Genomic DNA, 16,667 nt, shown 5'->3' on the forward strand with positions numbered 1-16,667 from the left:
GCGAAAGCGAAGCGACAGCAACATGGTTTTAACTGTGCGAAAGCGAAGCGACAGCAACATGGTTTTAACTGTGCGAAAGCGAAGCGACAGCAACATGGTTTTAACTGTGCGAAAGCGAAGCGACAGCAACATGGTTTTAACTGTGCGAAAGCGAAGCGACAGCAACAACTCACGACTGAGTTGACCAGCATCGTGCTGCCGCTGTCGCTACGTTAACACTGCATCTGTTGGCCCAAAGCCTCCAGCGGATGTCACGGAATCGGAAAGGAGTTCTTAGAGGATGTTAGCCTAAAAACATCGCATCCATGCGATAACGGCTAACTGACCTGCATCGGTAAAAACGCCACGTCCTGTGGCATTACCGAAATGACCGACATCGTATCGGCCCTCGTGCAGGCCTAAGCACAAAGCCGATTCCGGACGCATTGTTTATTTGTGCGAAAGCGAAGCGACAGCAACAATTATGCCGAGGCATAATTGATTTAGTTAATGCTATAAATGAAGTGTAAGAGAAATGAGTGAAACAATGTGAATTGGTTAAAAAAACAAATGGATAAATTTTTAAATAAAGATGACAATGATTACGAATATGAAGAGTTTTATGATGACTATGAAGAAGAACAATCTGAGCAACTAAACTCATTTAAAGAAACAACAGCAGCAAAGCAAAAAACTTTTCGTTTTCCGTTAATTGAGGATGAGGAATTTTCAGCTCCACCATCAACACCATCATCAAAAGAAGCATTTAATCAAATGGACGATGCATACTCGTCCGGACAAATTGAAGATTTATCGCTACCGAGGCACTTAAATAATCATATTGTGGATTCGAGTGTTTATGATATTGAGGTTTCAGGTATTCGAGATCTATTAGCAAATCGAACGAAGAGAACAGGTAGAACGACGATTACGCGAAGTCAGCCTGAACCGGAAAATCGTTCGAAAGCAAGTCTTGTTTTTCGAGATGCACAAAATGAATTACCGACTTCGCCTAAAGATACGAATTATCTATCAGAAAAAACAGATGAAAGTGATTTACCTGCTAATCGCAAACGTTTTGTACCAAGTGATGTTCCGTCACCAGTCTATGGTTTTACTAAGCCAAGCCCAATTGAACAATTATTAGAGAAGCGAAAGGAAGAGCACGACAAAAAAGAGTTAGAAATACCTACAGCATCTAAGTCTATAAAAGAAGCGACAACAAATGAGGCTATTGAAAATATACTAGAAGAAAAAGAGCCTATTAGCGCAGATCAAAAAGATGGACCTGAACAGTTAGAAATCCCTGAAACAATTGAAAAACCTGCAAAGCAACCGATTACTTTTGATGATAAATTATTAGACGAAACCAATCATCCAAATGATAATACGACGACGGAATTACCTGTTCCACTAACAACTTCTTTTGCCGTAGAATTTGAAGACCAAGTGAAAGAAGCTGTTCAGCATGAGCTGAATATTGAACAACTTCCTGTTGATCAATCCGAAATTCATGTAAAAGAAGTAGTCGTAGAACAATTACAAATCGAAAATTCTACTATCCACATTGGTGAAGTGACAGTAGTCCAGCCATCAATGAATGAAGATATTGAGCAAAAGATATTGCAAGAACAATCATTAGAAGAGCAATCTGTAGGAAAGAAAGAAAAAAGTGGCGGGGTACCATTCAATGTTTTAATGCTAAAAACGGATAAAGAGAAATGGAGAATTCGACAGCAATTAAAAAATACGAAGCCGACCCCAACAATTGTTGAAAAGGATCAAGAAGAACAAGAGCCTTCTTCTGAGCCGATTCATTTAGAGGAAGAACATCAATTGGTGCCATCCAATAAAGAACAAATCCAACGATCCATACATTTAGAGATTAGTGAGTTAGAGATGGATGATACAACAACACTACAATCGACGGAGAAAGACGAGGTTTCTATTCAAAATACTGCTCCATTCAATACTGCAACAGAGAGTGTATCAGTCATTACAATGGCACCAGTATCATCAATGTCGAGCGTTTCGACATTAGAAAAGACTGTGATTGATGTTGAGAGCTCCGACGAAATTTCAGCAACTACCGAAATGGAAGTAACTACCGAACCGGAAATGGAAACAACTGCTGAGAAGGAAGTAGAAGTAACTACCGAACCGGAAATGGAAATAACTGCTGAGAAGGAAGTAGCGGTTACTACCGAACCGGAAATAGAAATAACTGCTGAACAGGAGTTTCCTATCGAAAAAGTAGTGATTCCCGAGGAGAATTATATTGATCTAGAAGAGTATCTAGAGCAACCTTCCATATCAGATGAAACATTAGTGGAAAATCAAGTAATGGAAATACCTCCAAAACCTGTTCATGTGTATCAAAAGCCGGAGGATGAGTTTTTAGAGCCACCTGAGGAAAAAACACAGGATACTGAGTGGATGGAGCAACAGGGAGATACGTTGGTCGAAGCTTTGTCTTATTTCCAAGTCTCAGCTCAAATAGAATCCATTATGCAAGGACCTGCCGTAACACAATTTGAAATAACAGTGAGTCATGGTACGAAGGTTAGTAAAATCCGCAATCTATCAGATGATTTGAAGCTTGCGTTGGCAGCGAAAGATATCCGCATCCAAGCGCCGATTCCTGGGAAGAGCTCAATTGGCATTGAGATACCGAACCGTGTATCTCGCGCTGTTCGATTATCAGAAGTGACAAATAGTGCTTCTTTCCTTGAGTCCGATTCACCGTTAGAAGCAGCATTGGGTCTGGATTTAACAGGGAAGCCTGTAACCATTGATTTACGAAAAATGCCGCATGGCTTAATTGCCGGAGCTACAGGTTCTGGTAAATCAGTTTGTATCAATTCAATTTTGGTTAGTTTATTATATAAAGCTGCACCACATGAATTAAAACTAATGCTTATCGATCCTAAAATGGTAGAATTAGCACCGTTTAATCATATTCCTCATTTAGTTAGCCCAGTCATCACAGATGTTAAAGCTGCTACAGCTGCACTGAAATGGGCAGTGGAGGAAATGGAACGTCGTTATCAGTTGTTTGCTCATGCGGGTGCACGTGATATTACACGTTATAATGCAATTGCGGATAAAAATAATGAACATAGCTTAAAATTACCGTATATTCTAATTGTCATTGATGAATTGGCAGATTTAATGATGATGTCTCCTACAGATGTAGAGGAGGCAATTTGTCGTATTGCGCAAAAGGCACGTGCTTGTGGTATCCATTTAATTGTTGCAACTCAAAGACCGTCTGTTGACGTTATTACAGGGCTTATTAAATCAAATATTCCTACACGTATTGCTTTTGCGGTATCTTCACAAATCGATTCACGTACAATTTTAGATGCGCAAGGTGCAGAAAGATTGCTTGGACGAGGCGATATGTTATATTTAGGTAATGGTATGTCTGCTCCGGTGCGTTTGCAGGGGACATTTGTGACAGATGATGAAATTGAAGCGATTATTGAGCATGTTCGTGAGCAAGGAGAGCCTGATTATATATTCGATCAAGAGGAACTTTTAAAGAAGACTGAGGTTTCCGCTGAGCAAGATGAACTGTTTGAGGATGTATGTCGGTTTGTCTATGAGCAGGGAGGAGCTTCTACTTCCTTAATTCAGCGCAAATATCATATTGGCTATAATCGTGCTGCACGGTTAATCGATATGTTGGAATCGCATGGCTTTGTGTCTGAGGCAAGAGGCAGTAAACCACGAGAAAGTTATATTACAGAAGAAGATTTAATTGCTATGTTTGAATAAGAATTGTATTGTTTTCGTATAGATTATCTTAATTACGTCGAAATTAGTTTTTTTAGAAAAGTTACACATTTATCCTTATGCATAAATAGTGCTATAATAGACAAGATGTGTTGATTAGTACGTATTTTTTAGCACTTCCAAAGGTATTAATACCTAATAATTAGTGAGAAAATACGGTACACCTAATAGATGATAGAAGGGATATTGAATTCCCGGGGGGTTTAATTAATGACAGTTTTTCATTTCACAGGCATTAAAGGTTCTGGCATGAGTTCACTTGCACAAATCTTATTTGATGCTGGTGAACAAGTACAGGGCTCAGATATTGATAAATATTTCTTCACGGAACAGCCGTTACGTGAGCGTAATATTTCAATTTTTACATTTAATGCAGATAATATTAAAGAAGGTATGACAGTTATTGCAGGGAACGCATTTCCTGATGATCATCCCGAATTAGAGCGTGCACGTCAAATCGGTGTAGAAGTTATTCGCTACCATAAATTTTTAGGTGAATATATCGGTAATTATACGTCGATTGCTATTACGGGTGCACATGGTAAAACATCTACGACAGGCTTAATGGCTCATGTTGTAGGAGGTTATAAACCAACTTCTTATTTAATCGGTGATGGAACAGGCGCTGGGCATGAAAATGCTGACTTCTTTGTGATGGAAGCATGTGAATACCGTCGACATTTTTTAGCTTACAATCCCGATTACGCAGTAATGACTAATATTGATTTTGACCATCCTGACTATTTTGCAAACATAGAGGATGTTTATTCAGCCTTTCAATCATTAGCATTACAGGTTGAAAAAGCCATTATTGCTTGCGGTGATGATGAACATCTACAACGTATTCAAGCAAAGGTACCAGTTGTTTATTATGGATTTGGGGCTGAAAATGATTTTGAGGCTCGTAATGTTGAAAAAACAACAAAGGGTACAAAGTTTGATGTATTTGTCCGTAATGAATTTTATAGTACATTCTTTATCCCATTGTTTGGTGATCATGCGGTATTAAATACTTTAGCTGTTATTACACTTTGCCAATATGAAGGTATTTCACCAGACATCGTTCAAGAACGTTTAAACACATATAAAGGTGTGAAAAGACGTTTTACAGAAACGGATATTGGGAATAATGTTTTAATAGATGACTATGCACACCATCCAACTGAAATCCGTGCAACGGTTCAATCGGCACGACAAAAATTTCCAGATCGTGAGCTAGTAGCTATTTTCCAACCACATACATTTACACGTACACAAGCTTTTTTACAGGATTTCGCAGATAGTCTAAGTCTTGCAGATACAGCATACTTATGTGATATTTTTGGCTCTGCAAGGGAAACACAAGGCGCACTTTCAATCCAAGATTTAGCGTCTTTAATTGAAGGCAGTGCAGTGATTACCACTGAAGGAATCGATGTGTTAACAAAGCATAAAGGCGCAGTATTTTTATTTATGGGCGCTGGCGATGTTCACAAATTCCAAGATGCTTTTGAAGACGTGCTAAAGAACAACGAAACAGCTTAGTCCGCAAGGAATAAGCTGTTTTTTCTCAAAAATGAGAAGGAATTCAGTTTTTTTTGTCGAAGATAAGGATAGGATTAGTAAAGAGAATTTTTACTTGCAGGAGGTCTAGTTATGGAAATTATTTTGTATATTGCGGCAATCATCGCAGCAATCGGTTTTTTAATTTTATGTGTGAGCGTAGGAATGACATTATTTTCGCTCAAATCAATCCTTAACAGTTTAGCAGGAACATTATCGGGTATAGAAGGACAGATGGAAGGTATTACACGTGAAACGACTTCCTTACTGTCCAAAACAAATAGCTTGGCAGAGGATATTCAAGAAAAATCTGAACAGTTAAATTCTGTTGTTCATGCAGTCAAAGGAATTGGCGACTCTGTGAATGGTTTAAATACATCTGTACAGCAAATTACTTCTTCAATTTCTACAAGTGTGGAACAAAATGAAGAAAAAATTGCACAGGTTGTTCAGTGGAGCAATGTCGCAATCGGCATTGCTGATAAGTGGAAAAAACGTAAAATTACCGATCAGGCCAATGAGGTGATTCAAGATGATGTTTATCCTTTTGAATCTGAGAAAACGGAAAAATCAAAAAGAAAATGGGGCCGTAAAAAATAATTATTATTCGGTAGACGTTAATGTCAGCTGAATAAAAATAAAGTCTTAGGCATAAGTTGAAGAATGCATCCGCGAAGGCAGATGGACAACCAGTCTAGGCAAATTAGATAATAAGATGGGGAGGAATTGTTGCATGACAACTCAAAAGCCAAATTTTAATGAAGTGAAGGAACAACAACTTGAAAGTTCATTGCCGCAGCTTTATCATCCGCAAGAATCAATTTATGAAGAGGAGCGAGTGAACATGAAGGATTTCGTTATTGGCGCATTAGTTGGCGGTATAGTAGGTGCAGCTGCCGGCTTATTACTAGCTCCAAAATCAGGAAAAGATTTACTTAGCGATGTAGCAGTACAAGCTGTTAACCTAAAAGATAAGAGTGCAGATTTCTCGACAACTGCAAAAGATAAAACGGTTCAATTATCTAAACAAATTCAAGAACAATCTACACAATTAGTGGAGAAAGTAAAAACGTTAAAATCAGCAAAGGCACCAACTGTTTTTGACGATGGTACTGTTTCTTTTGAGGGTGAAGAGCCACTGGAGGATTTCATTCCTAGTGAAGAACCTAAGGCAGAGGATGCTGATGAAAAAAAGGAACAAGCTGAAGAAAAAAGTGAAGAAGTTCGCGCATAATAGATAAAAGGGATACGATACATCTTATCAACGATGTATCGTATCCCTTTTTTATTGTTAAGGAAACTATGGATTTTTTGCCTGTGGATAAACTAGAGCAAAGTCGTCGTCTAGGCTAAAACGCTACATCCTCGAGGTCGCTTCGATCCCTCGGGCAAAAGTGGTGGAGCGTTTACTTTTGCTTCGGGCTCTCCAGCGCTTGTCGGATGTAAACGAGCGCTTTAGCGCATTTGTTCAGATATAGGTGCTTTTTCTAGTAAAATTTCTAGTTTATCCCCGCCGAAAATCTCCATATCGAAGCTTGCCGGTTGACCATTTCGTAAAATCGTGAAATTACCTTTAAATGTAGTAGGCAGTTGCCAATTGGAGAAACGGAACACATCCTGGTAGATCCAACGACTTCGGTCTTTCTCTTTAAATGAAATACTGGCTCCATTTGGAACGGTTGAAAGAGGTGATACCACTACTTGATTAACGAGAACTTCGTTAGCCATCTTTTTTAGCTCTAATACCTCGTTTTGAAAGTGTATGATGATTTTATCCTCAAGTAAAACACTCATTTGGTCAGCAATCTGTTGAACGATAGGGTATGTTTGTTGCTGAAATGTAAGTACATCACCATCTTGTACAGCATATGACATTTTAGATGGTTTACCATTCATCATTAAATGAGCTGAAAACTCTGGTAAATAAAGTGGCTTTCCGTCCACTTGAATATAAAATGACTCAAATTGTTTTAATAACTCCCAATTATTAGTGAGCTTAAATACATCCTCGACTGTTTCAGCTATTTCAAACATCACAACATCTCGATCATTTAATACATTATCGAGTGATACTGGGGAACCATTAACCGTTATTTGTGGTTCGATGACATACTTTGTATGTTGAATTGTAACGGTTTTAATGGCAGCATCATCTACAATATCTCTTACCGTAGCAGTAGCTGGCTGGCCGTCTTGACCTTCAATTAACTGGATGGCATCGCCTGATTTAATCATCGTTTTAGTGGATGCCTGATGACCATTCACTAAAATTTCTGCCGGTTGACCGTGACCACCAGGGATGAAAATATCTTGTCCATTTACATTCAATGATAATCCATGTCCTGGTTTTCCATATAACTGTTTGGCTCGAATATTGGCTGCTAAAAATGCATCAGCGACAGTCATTTCCTTTAATTCAAAAAGGCGAACTACTTGTTCATTGACAGTTAAACTCATATATTGAATAGGCATTTTTTTTGCTGCAATGGCAATACCGATTGGAGTCACCAATTCAGGAGATGCTTTAATGTGATCTTCCTTCGTTAAGTTTTGAATGGCATCAATCCCTCGAACGGCAATGCGGTTGGCAGGTAAATTTAGTACTAGTCCAAGTTCAGTTGTAAGTTTGGGTGTTAAGCTACCTCCACCAACAAGCATTACCGCCTTAGGAGCTGACTGATTATTAAGACGTAATATTTCTTCTCCAATGGCTTTTGCCAGTTGCTTGACAGCAGGATCGATTGCTTGAAGAACTTCTTCTTTCGGGTAATATTGATCAAAGCCTAAAATATCCTGAATTAATATTTCTTCTTCTGTTTGCAGTTGACGCTTCGCTTCTTCGGCAACTGGGAAGTCGAGTAAATAGTGGTCACTTAATGCCTCTGTTATTTCATCACCAGCTGTTGGTACCATGCCATATGCGACAACAGTACTTTTATCGGTAATGGCAATATCGGAAGTACCAGCGCCAATATCAACAAGCGCCACATTTAAACGACGCATTGTTGGGGGGATAAGCACATTAATAGCTGCAATAGGTTCTAATGTTAGTGCATCCATCTCTAAATCCGCGCGTTTAAGAGCCGCAATAAGCGATTCTACGACAACTCGTGGCAAGAACGTAGCAATAACTTCAATTTGTGCTTCATCGCCTTGCTGATCGAGTAGGCTACCAATTTCTTCTCCATCTAAACGATAGTATAGAACTGAATAACCAACACAATAATAGTGGCTTATTTTAGCATCTTCTTTGTGTTGAAGGAGTTGTTGCTGTGCCTGTTGAACAGCTTGTAGTTCTAAACGACTTATATCTTCTTCTGTAAAGATAGGTCGATTACGAATATTGATTGTCACGCTTGCTTGTTCTGTTTTCAATGAGCGACCAGCGGCAGCGACACTCACTTTTGTTAAAGGACCATGCTTCTCTTCAAGTTCATGTTTAATTTCATTGATTAAATCTGCCACATACATGACATTATGTATTTGACCATCTACCATGGCGCGTTCTTTATGTTCTTTTACTAAGATGTCTTCCACGTGAAAGCGGTCTTTATCTTCTGCTAAAATAATTCCTACTACAGAACGTGTACCGATATCAAGTGCAAATAATTTTGAACTCAATGTACTCGCTTCCTTTCTCGTAATTTGTATGTTAATATTATTATATAATTTAGCGAGTTGAAGCGCTAAATTAAAAATGCGTGACATTCTGCGCAACATTGATTATAATGTTGCTAATATCTAAAAATGTAACATACATTTCAGAGTTCTGAAAGTGTCTGTCATGAGGAGAGGAGCAAGAAAGTATGAGCCAAAAAGATTTAGAAAGCTTACGTAGTCAAATTGACGGTTTAAACTTAGAAATTCTACGTCTAATTAATGAACGAGCAGCAGTAGTTGATGAAATCGGTAAGATTAAAGAAAAACAAGGTGTGAATCGCTATGATCCATTGCGTGAACGACACATGCTTGATCTTATTAAAGAACACAATCAAGGTCCATTAAACCAAATGACGGTTGATTATATATTTAAGCAAATCTTTAAAACAGCTTTAAAACAACTAGAAGCAGATAAGAAAAAAGAGTTACTTGTATCACGTAAGAAGAAATCAGAAGATACTGTCATTAATGTGAATGGTGAACTGATTGGCCAAGGAAAACCATCTTTCGTATTTGGACCTTGTGCTGTAGAATCATACGAGCAAGTAGCAGCCGTAGCAGCATCTATTAAAGCAAAAGGTGAAAAATTAATTCGTGGTGGTGCTTATAAGCCACGTACTTCTCCATATGACTTCCAAGGTCTTGGGTTAGAAGGACTTAAAATTTTAAAACGTGTGTCAGAGGAATTTGGTTTAGGCGTTATTACGGAAATTGTTACACCAGGTCATTTAGAGGAAGCATTAGATTACATCGATGTTATCCAAATTGGTGCACGTAATATGCAAAACTTCGAATTATTAAAAGCAGCGGGTGCAACAAATAAACCTGTCCTTTTAAAACGAGGCTTAGCAGCGACAATTGATGAATTCATCCACGCAGCAGAATACATTATGTCTAAAGGAAATGAAAACATCATTCTTTGTGAGCGTGGTATTCGTACTTACGAAAAAGCAACGCGTAACACATTAGATATTTCTGCTGTACCAATTTTAAAACAAGAAACGCATTTACCAGTATTTGTAGACGTTACACATTCAACAGGTCGTCGTGATTTACTATTACCATGTGCTAAGGCAGCAATTGCTATTGGAGCTGATGGCGTCATGGCAGAGGTGCATCCAGATCCATCTGTAGCACTTTCAGATTCACAACAGCAAATGGATATTCCAACATTTGATGCTTTCTACAAAACATTACAAACTTTCATGAAGAATCATGAAATCAATGCTTAATTGTTGATAAACACCGCTTGCTCTAATCGGCAGGCGGTGTTTACTATATAGTGACAAAATAATGTCTAGAATAGTACTACTTGTACTTGGTTTTTCTTTTCATGTACATACTGCTTCTTGAAAAGAATATGAAAATTATCGTATGATAAGGCTATAAAAGGAAAAAAGGGAGGCACGTACGATGACTGTTACAATTTATGATGTTGCAAGAGAAGCAAATGTTTCTATGGCAACTGTCTCTCGTGTAGTCAATGGTAATCAAAACGTAAAACCGGCAACACGAAAAAAAGTATTAGAAGTAATTGAACGATTAGAGTATCGTCCAAACGCAGTAGCGCGAGGATTAGCAAGTAAGAAAACAACAACAGTTGGCGTGATTATCCCGGATATTGCAAACAATGTTTATGCGGAACTGGCACGTGGTGTAGAGGATATTGCAACAATGTATCGTTACAATATTATTTTAGCCAATTCAGACCAACATGAAGATAAAGAGCTTCAGCTACTGGATACAATGCTGGGAAAACAGGTTGACGGTATTGTCATGATGAGTGATGAAGTAACTGAAAAAATGCAACAAACTATGGATCATTCTCCTGTGCCAATTGTACTTGCAGGTTCAGTAGATGAATCACAAACAATTGCGACTGTTAATATAGATTATTATCAAGCAGCTTATGAGGCGATTACATTACTTATTCAAAATGGTCATAAGAGAATCGCTTTCGTAACAGGTCCGCTTTCGTATACTATTAATGGAAAATTCAAACTTGAAGCTTATAAAAAAGCCTTACAAGACGCAGGTTACCCTATAGATGAATCATTAATTGCTGCAGATGAATCGAGCTATGATATGGGCTTAGAGGCGTGGGAAACATTATCCTCACTAGAAAATCCTCCAACTGCTTATTTTGCAGGTAGTGATGAATTAGCAATTGGATTGATTCATGGTGCACAGGATGCAGGTAAAGATGTACCTGAGGATATCGAAGTAATCAGTTTTGAAAATTCGAAATTAGCTCGCATGGTTCGTCCGCAGCTAACAAGTGTCGCGTTACCGCTGTACGATATCGGAGCTGTCGCAATGCGCTTGCTGACAAAATTAATGAACAAAGAGCCTGTTGAAGACGAAGCGGTTATTTTACCGCATCGTATTGAGCATCGACAATCTGTCAAAAGTAAATAACGATACTTAACACGTAAATCTGTTCAGGATTTACGTGTTTTTATGTAGACGGATAGATGACTAAGAGCAAACGAAAAGCCTCACGATTGTCGTGAGGCTAGTGTTAAACGCGTTTTTCATTACGAACAATATGTAGCGCTTTGGCTAGCATTTGCGCGTTTTTTTCTTCAATCTCAGCCTTTCGAGGGATTGGTTCATACAAAGGATTTGGATCCTCCCAAGTTGGAATAAAAGGCACTGGTGCTTCAGGCTGCCAACGATCTAACCATGCTTGAGGGAGGGGACCTGTTGGTAATTGCTGATCTGTCATTTCAAGCCATAGCATAGACCATGCACGAGGCACAACACGCCAAATATCGTACCCTCCACCACCGACAGCAATCCATTTGCCTCCACAATATTCATGTGCTAATTTATGTGCAAGCTTTGGAATTTCTCTATAAATATTCATTGTCCCATATAAATGTGTTAATGGATCGAAAAAATGTGCATCTGCGCCATTTTGCGTTAGCACAACATCCGGCTTGAAAAATTCAAAAACTTCTCGCATAGCTTTTTCATATATTTCTAGGAAACTCTCATCTTCTGTAAAAGCATCAATTGGAAAATTAAAAGAAGCGCCATAGCCTTGTCCATTTCCGCGTTCTGTAATATTACCAGTTCCGGGAAAAAGATAGCGCCCTGTTTCATGAATGGACAATGTACAAACATCTGGATCTTCATAAAAACTCCATTGTACCCCATCCCCATGGTGGGCATCGGTATCTACATAAAGTACACGAGCATTGTATTTTTCCTGCAAATAGCGAATGGCTACTGTACTATCGTTGTAAATACAAAAACCTGATGCACGTCCACGGAAGCCATGATGTAGCCCTCCACCTAGATTGAGGGCGTGCTCGGCTTTTCCTTCCATAACATAATCGACAGCTGTTAACGTTCCACCGACGAGCTGTGCACTTGCTTCATGCATATATTCAAAAATGGGTGTATCTTCAGTGCCTATGCCGTAGCTTTCACATTGTGCCTCTGAAAGCTCACCGTGTCCAGCTCTTTTAACGATATCAATATATTTAGGGTCATGGGCAAGTAAAAGCTCTTCCTCTGTTGCGACACGAGCTGGAACAATATCCAAATCATTAAGAGCATCAATATTCTTTAGCAAATCCATTGTAAGTGTCAAGCGTTTATGATTGAAAGGATGAGTATCTGAAAATTTATATCCGAGTTGCTCTGGCGAGTAAACAAATACTGCTTTTTTCATTGTAATGAAACACCCGGTAAATTAGGCCATAATACATCAAAGCCTTCTTTGCGAAGATCTTCAATCATAGCTAGTGGATTCAATGTTTTTACTCGGACACTTAAAATTTTATTTTGGGTATTTTCAGAGTCAGGATAAACTAAGACGCTTTGGACATTTGCATGATGTTCGCGAAAAATTTTTGTAATCTCAAATAATATTCCTGGCGTATCGGATACACGAATTTCAATTTTTGAGCCAGGTTCAGTGGCACCTGTTAACTCTATATATGTATAGAGTAAATCTGTAGTAGTTACAATCCCTACTAATTTCCCTCCAGAGACAATTGGTAAACAGCCTACTTTGGATTCATAAAAAGTAAGAGCTACTTCTTCTACGAAATCAAGTGGATGACCGACAAGTGGATTTTTAACCATAATTTCTTCTACTTTTGCATTAAAAACTGGAGAATTAGGCTCATCACGTAAAGAGGAAGGTAAAGCCTCTTTAATATCTCTTTCCGTGATAACCCCAAGAACGTGTTGTTCCTCATCTACAACTGGCAAATGACGTACTTTTTTCTCACGCATTAATTTCAGTGCTTCAAACACTGTATTTGTCGGAGCCAGCGTGTGAGGCTCATCATTCATAATTTCTTCTACGATCATATACTCATCCCCTTTGTGTTGGTTTTAATACATGAAGCGATTTCTAAAGCGAAGTCTATCAAATCTTTCCATTGTCTCAGGGGGCACGCGTTTTCCTTCACGAGCCATCAAGCAGTTAGCAGGATGTGATGTAATTTCAGGGTCATCTGTAGCAAAATATTCGAAGTTGGCGGAGCCCATCATTTTCTCCATCATTTTGCGATAATCCCAAACATTTAAACCAGTCCCTTTTAAATCCCAATGCCAATAATATTCGGTAGTGATAACAAGATAGTCTTCCATTTCATCTCCCATAAAAGACACGGCTAGTAGTGCCTTACCAGCACCTGTACCACGATATTCTGGAATAACTTCAATAGCACCTAGCTCGATCATATTATCAATTCGATCTTCCGCCCATCGTTCAAGTGGATCGGGATATAGATAAGTGACGTAGCCTACAATAATGTTTTCATTTCGAATAATAATAATTCGTCCTTCAGGAAGCCCTGCAATTTCAATAATGGCTTGCTGCTGTTGCTTTGGAGGTCTAAAAGCAACCAAGCCTTCGTGGAATGAATATGTAGCTAATTTTTCTGGAGGAACAGGTCCTTCCACATACACAGTACCATGCTTTGTTTCCTTTGTGACAGAAAAAAAAGTTCTTTTATGTTCCATGATTACACCACCTGAGTTTAATAATTTCATTATAGCTGATTTCCTGCGGAAAAACGCTATTATTTGTAAAATATACTTGCATTTTTAGAAAAATAAAAATATTAAGACATTCTTAATAGATTCGTGTAAAATATATTTATATTGCATCTGTTATTTAACAGGTGAATGTTGTATGAATAAGCATTCATTAATTTTAAACTAGCTAAACTGTTGTATAACAAGTGCTGAAAAACGTATTTGTCTTTGGAGAAGGTAGCGGATTTTGAAGGGGGAAAATATGAAATAACGATTTGAAATTTGCTTACTAATGTACTAAAGCGATAGCAAAGAAAGGGGTAGTTTCATGGGGATGAAAACGATGGAGAAGTTGAATGCTTTACCAGGGCAATATAATTTGCCTAATTATGAGAGAGCTGCAGCAACACATGATTGGGCAGAGACAGAAAAGGGATTTAGTTGGTATGAAACAGGTCTTGTGAATATGGCGTATGAGGCAATTGATCGTCATACAGAAACACATCGAAAAAACAAAGTTGCACTTTATTTTAATGACGGTAAGCGTAAAGAGGCTTATTCTTTCAATGAAATGAAAAAGCTGACAAATAAAGCTGCAAATGTTTTTAAGGCAGCAACAAATTTAGAAAAAGGTGATCGCTTATTTATTTTCATGCCACGTTCACCGGAGCTTTATTTTTCTTTATTAGGCGCATTGAAAATGGGTGTTATTGTAGGTCCATTATTTGAGGCATTTATGGAAGGTGCAGTTTATGACAGACTTGCAGATAGTGAAGCTAAAGTATTAGTGACAACACCAGAGTTACTTGAACGGGTACCTTTAGAAAAGCTACCACATTTGCAGCATGTCTTTTTAGTAGGAACTGATATAGAGGAAACAACACAAATTTTAGATTTTAATAGACGCTTGAAAGAAGCATCTTCTCAATTTGACATTGAATGGGTGGACAGAGAGGATGGTATGATTCTTCATTATACTTCTGGATCAACTGGAGCACCGAAGGGCGTATTGCATGTTCATAATGCAATGCTTCAACAATATCAATCGACGCAATGGGTACTAGATTTGCGTGAAGATGATATTTACTGGTGTACGGCTGATCCGGGATGGGTAACAGGAACAGCATATGGAATTTTTGGTCCATGGTTAAATGGTATCACAATGCTAATTGTTGGCGGAAGATTCTCTCCACAAGCTTGGTACCAAGCAATTGAGGATTATAGTGTAACAGTTTGGTATAGTGCACCAACCGCTTTTAGAATGTTAATGGGTGCTGGTAGCGGGATGCTTGCGAATTATGATCTATCTTCGTTACGTCACATTTTATCTGTTGGTGAGCCGTTAAATCCAGAGGTAATTCGTTGGGGGATTGATGAGCTAGAACACCGTATTCATGATACGTGGTGGATGACAGAAACGGGTGCACATATGATTTGTAACTATCCTTCTGTGGATATTAAGCCAGGGTCAATGGGAAAACCATTACCAGGTATCCATGCGACGATTGTTGATGACGCCGGTAATGAAGTACCACCTTTTACAATGGGAAATCTAGCGATTCGACGTGGTTGGCCAGCGATGATGCGTCAAATTTGGGGGAATCCAGAGCGTTATGAATCCTATTTCTTAAAAGGTGAATGGTATGTGTCTGGGGACTCCGCCTATATGGATGATGATGGTTATTTCTGGTTCCAAGGGCGTGTAGATGATGTGATTATGACAGCTGGTGAGCGGGTAGGTCCTTTCGAAGTAGAAAGTAAACTACTAGAGCACCCTGATATAGTCGAGGCAGGGGTGATTGGAAAGCCAGATCCTGTACGGGGTGAAATTATTAAAGCTTTTGTATCCTTACGTGAGGGTGTAGAACCTTCAGATGCATTGAGTGAGGATATTCGCAATTTTGTTAAGAAGGGCTTATCTGCACACGCAGCACCTCGTGAAATCGAATTTAAGGATAAACTACCAAAAACACGCAGTGGTAAGATCATGCGTCGTGTGTTAAAGGCGTGGGAGTTAAATTTACCAACTGGTGATTTATCTACGATGGAAGACTAAGTCTCAAATAAAGTTTTAATATTGGATATTAATATTTACACGTCCAGTGCATAAATAGAAGGCGGAAATTCATTCGATAAGTGAATGAGTTTCCGCCTTCTTTTAACTTATTTCAGAGGTGAGTGCATTGAAAGTATGAATTGTTGGTGCAACCGGTATGGTGGATTAGAGCTTATTCGATTTTTACATAATCATAAAGCGGTGGAGCGGATCGATTTATTCACATCCTCAGAAGAAGGTGTTATTTCATATTGCCGATACACCTTTACAAAAAAAATGATTATGGAGAGAAATTTGATGTTGTTTTACGAGTACGCCTTCAGGTGTGACAAGTGAGCTATTACCTCCATTTTTAGGGAAAGGTCCTAAATTGATAGATTTATCTGGTGACTGCCGTTTACAAGATCCCGCGAGCTATGAAGCGTGGTACGGTAAAAAAGCGGCACCATTGGAAATCATTCAACAAAGTGTATATGGATTAACTGAATGGAATGCAGAAAATGTTCAATATGCTCCTCTTATCGCAAATCCAGGGTGCTATCCAACAGCGGTTTTACTTTCGTTGTTGCCGTTGCTAAAAGAGTGATTGATACAAGCTTTTTAGTGATTGATGCGAAAAGTGGTGTTTCAG

The 16,667-nt window shown here is 38.6% G+C and carries 13 protein-coding genes; 9 read left to right on the forward strand and 4 right to left on the reverse strand.

The features are described from left to right. From ACFXN8_RS22345 to ACFXN8_RS22365, 5 genes are all read left to right on the forward strand, one after another. A partial coding sequence (locus tag ACFXN8_RS22345) for a hypothetical protein (RefSeq protein ID WP_386847699.1) occupies positions 1 to 216 on the forward strand: 216 nt, incomplete at its 5' end. A gap of 312 nt (positions 217 to 528) precedes the next feature. Beyond that, positions 529 to 3,759, forward strand: a complete 3,231-nt coding sequence (locus ACFXN8_RS22350; RefSeq protein ID WP_386847700.1) for a DNA translocase FtsK — start codon at positions 529 to 531, stop codon at positions 3,757 to 3,759. A gap of 228 nt (positions 3,760 to 3,987) precedes the next feature. After that, positions 3,988 to 5,301, forward strand: a complete 1,314-nt coding sequence (gene murC / locus ACFXN8_RS22355) for a UDP-N-acetylmuramate--L-alanine ligase (RefSeq protein ID WP_386847701.1) — start codon at positions 3,988 to 3,990, stop codon at positions 5,299 to 5,301. Between the two features lie 111 nt (positions 5,302 to 5,412). Further along, entirely contained in the window at positions 5,413 to 5,919 is a 507-nt protein-coding gene (locus ACFXN8_RS22360) for a DUF948 domain-containing protein (protein WP_376071587.1), read from the forward strand. A gap of 133 nt (positions 5,920 to 6,052) precedes the next feature. Further along, positions 6,053 to 6,553 (forward strand): YtxH domain-containing protein, encoded by a 501-nt coding sequence (locus ACFXN8_RS22365; protein WP_376071590.1) that lies wholly within the window; start codon positions 6,053 to 6,055, stop codon positions 6,551 to 6,553. A gap of 221 nt (positions 6,554 to 6,774) precedes the next feature. Here ACFXN8_RS22365 and ACFXN8_RS22370 read toward each other — a convergent pair whose 3' ends face one another. Next, entirely contained in the window at positions 6,775 to 8,940 is a 2,166-nt protein-coding gene (locus ACFXN8_RS22370) for a cell division FtsA domain-containing protein (RefSeq protein ID WP_386847702.1), read from the reverse strand. Between the two features lie 185 nt (positions 8,941 to 9,125). Here ACFXN8_RS22370 and ACFXN8_RS22375 point away from each other — a divergent pair, with 185 nt between their 5' ends. Both ACFXN8_RS22375 and ccpA read left to right on the forward strand, forming a co-directional pair. Beyond that, a complete protein-coding gene (locus ACFXN8_RS22375) occupies positions 9,126 to 10,211 on the forward strand; it encodes a bifunctional 3-deoxy-7-phosphoheptulonate synthase/chorismate mutase (RefSeq protein WP_376071595.1) in 1,086 nt (361 codons plus the stop codon). A gap of 181 nt (positions 10,212 to 10,392) precedes the next feature. Beyond that, complete coding sequence (ccpA, locus tag ACFXN8_RS22380) at positions 10,393 to 11,397, forward strand: catabolite control protein A (protein ID WP_376071598.1); 1,005 nt, start codon at positions 10,393 to 10,395, stop codon at positions 11,395 to 11,397. A 103-nt stretch (positions 11,398 to 11,500) separates the two neighbouring features. Here the strand turns inward: ccpA and ACFXN8_RS22385 are convergent, their stop codons facing one another. From ACFXN8_RS22385 to ACFXN8_RS22395, 3 genes are read right to left on the reverse strand one after another with little or no spacing between them, the layout of a single operon-like run. Then, positions 11,501 to 12,661, reverse strand: coding sequence for an acetoin utilization protein AcuC (locus tag ACFXN8_RS22385; protein WP_386847703.1), 1,161 nt, complete (start codon positions 12,659 to 12,661; stop codon positions 11,501 to 11,503). Continuing rightward, a complete protein-coding gene (locus ACFXN8_RS22390) occupies positions 12,658 to 13,308 on the reverse strand; it encodes an acetoin utilization AcuB family protein (protein WP_386847704.1) in 651 nt (216 codons plus the stop codon). Before ACFXN8_RS22390 ends, ACFXN8_RS22385 begins: the two co-directional genes overlap by 4 nt. Positions 13,309 to 13,332: 24 nt before the next feature. Continuing rightward, positions 13,333 to 13,965 (reverse strand): GNAT family N-acetyltransferase, encoded by a 633-nt coding sequence (locus tag ACFXN8_RS22395; protein WP_079561699.1) that lies wholly within the window; start codon positions 13,963 to 13,965, stop codon positions 13,333 to 13,335. A 343-nt stretch (positions 13,966 to 14,308) separates the two neighbouring features. Here ACFXN8_RS22395 and acsA point away from each other — a divergent pair, with 343 nt between their 5' ends. Together acsA and ACFXN8_RS22405 are read left to right on the forward strand one after the other, a co-directional pair. Further along, positions 14,309 to 16,036 carry an acetate--CoA ligase gene (gene acsA / locus ACFXN8_RS22400; RefSeq protein ID WP_386847705.1) on the forward strand — a complete coding sequence of 576 codons (1,728 nt, stop codon included), beginning with the start codon at positions 14,309 to 14,311 and terminating at the stop codon, positions 16,034 to 16,036. 325 nt (positions 16,037 to 16,361) lie between these two features. Then, complete coding sequence (locus tag ACFXN8_RS22405; protein ID WP_386847706.1) at positions 16,362 to 16,622, forward strand: hypothetical protein; 261 nt, start codon at positions 16,362 to 16,364, stop codon at positions 16,620 to 16,622. The last annotated feature ends 45 nt before the right edge of the window (positions 16,623 to 16,667 follow it).

It is taken from the genome of Lysinibacillus sp. NPDC059133, from assembly GCF_042755925.1.
In the GTDB taxonomy this organism is placed as follows: domain Bacteria; phylum Bacillota; class Bacilli; order Bacillales_A; family Planococcaceae; genus Lysinibacillus.

Excerpts from the sequence above, each read along its gene's own strand:
- murC (WP_386847701.1), top strand. The coding sequence starts at position 3,988 with ATGACAGTTTTTCATTTCACAGGCATTAAAGGTTCTGGCATGAGTTCA.
- ACFXN8_RS22360 (WP_376071587.1), top strand. The coding sequence starts at position 5,413 with ATGGAAATTATTTTGTATATTGCGGCAATCATCGCAGCAATCGGTTTT.
- ACFXN8_RS22365 (WP_376071590.1), top strand. The coding sequence starts at position 6,053 with ATGACAACTCAAAAGCCAAATTTTAATGAAGTGAAGGAACAACAACTT.
- ACFXN8_RS22375 (WP_376071595.1), top strand. The coding sequence starts at position 9,126 with ATGAGCCAAAAAGATTTAGAAAGCTTACGTAGTCAAATTGACGGTTTA.
- ccpA (WP_376071598.1), top strand. The coding sequence starts at position 10,393 with ATGACTGTTACAATTTATGATGTTGCAAGAGAAGCAAATGTTTCTATG.
- ACFXN8_RS22385 (WP_386847703.1), bottom strand. The coding sequence starts at position 12,661 with ATGAAAAAAGCAGTATTTGTTTACTCGCCAGAGCAACTCGGATATAAA.
- ACFXN8_RS22390 (WP_386847704.1), bottom strand. The coding sequence starts at position 13,308 with ATGATCGTAGAAGAAATTATGAATGATGAGCCTCACACGCTGGCTCCG.
- ACFXN8_RS22395 (WP_079561699.1), bottom strand. The coding sequence starts at position 13,965 with ATGGAACATAAAAGAACTTTTTTTTCTGTCACAAAGGAAACAAAGCAT.
- acsA (WP_386847705.1), top strand. The coding sequence starts at position 14,309 with ATGGGGATGAAAACGATGGAGAAGTTGAATGCTTTACCAGGGCAATAT.